Below are 1,250 nucleotides of genomic sequence, written 5' to 3' on the forward strand. Positions count from 1 at the left end.
TCCCAATTCAAACTAAACAGCCTACTTTGTGGTGGGTTACGTACCTTTGTTGGGATGAACCCGATTCCCGCTTCAAACGCGGCATTGCGCCAGTCGGCGATCAGCGCGTGGTCTTCGGTTCCGGTTAAGCGGGTCAGTACGTCCAGGGCAATCCGCTGGGGTAGCGTCAACTTTGTTGACCTTGTTGACGCGACCGCTTGGGTAGGCACCAGCACGATACTGCTGACGGGAACCCAGCAATCATCGTCGTCTTGCTCGACCCACGGGAGGGGCTGGCGCTTCCATGTCCAAGCCACTGGCTTAGGATTCTCACCATCCTTAACTTTTTCAAAGGACATGGTGGTTATGAAGTCATCTACGCTTTTGCCGGACTTTTCCACCTTGAAGGAAAAATCGACGCCCGCTGGAAGGTTTTTGCTTCCGGCGCCGCGATCCTTGTTCCCGTGTCCGGGATGGTGAATGGCGCTGATTGCCGCGCCTGTTGCTCGCTTGAGTGCATCCATTCCAGCAACGAATGCCGCCATGTCCTTGGCGGCGTTTTCGTCATACCCGGCGCCGAAATTTTTCGCCAACGTGTCCAATTCGATCAGCACGGGCTTTTCATCCATGCCTTCAATGAACTGCTGAATGTGATCGATCAACTGGATTACAGCCTTGGGATCGCAAAGTGCGGTAGGAACGGTTCTGAATGCGATCAAGGCGTCGGACGGGTTCAAGCCGTGGTATTCGTGCCATGCCTTGACCCGCTTGGCTAAGCCCGCTTTTCCTTCGCCCGCGATGTACAGCACGATCCCTTTTTTTGTTTTCTTCCCAAGCCACCGCATCCCGTGGGCCACATGCAAATCACGGTCTAAAGCGACAAAGGTTTTGCCGTCCCCTGAGGGTCCGAAGATAAATGATGTGGATTCGAGATCAAGCACTCCCCGGATCAAATGGTTCGATTCAGTCGGTTGCTGGCAAAAATCCGATGCCCACTGGAAGCCGTGATCAGGTTCTGAGGCTTTCCCTAACGGTTTAATGGGGTTGCTGATCCCGGCCTTGACGGCTGCGGCCAGCGTGTTGGGCGGCAGTTCGATCCCGCAAGAGGCGGCTAGATCAAGGTCAATCCCGGCGTGGCGGGGGGTGTGAAGCGTGATTACTTTGTCCATCGGGTAATTCCTGAGCAAAATTGCAGGGAAATTGCCGATGACTGAAGTGGACCCCATGGTCAAGACAGAACTGGGGTTGGTTTAAGCTGTATTGTCTGATTC

1 protein-coding gene is annotated in these 1,250 nt (G+C 54.5%); it reads right to left on the reverse strand.

The annotated features are described in order from the left end of the window. The coding region (locus tag BN874_RS13390) for an AAA family ATPase (protein WP_034434321.1) at positions 1–1,148 on the reverse strand (1,148 nt) is incomplete at its 3' end. Positions 1,149–1,250 lie beyond the last annotated feature (102 nt).

The sequence above is a fragment of the Candidatus Contendobacter odensis Run_B_J11 genome (assembly GCF_000531125.1).
Classification (GTDB): Bacteria; Pseudomonadota; Gammaproteobacteria; order Competibacterales; family Competibacteraceae; genus Contendibacter; species Contendibacter odensensis.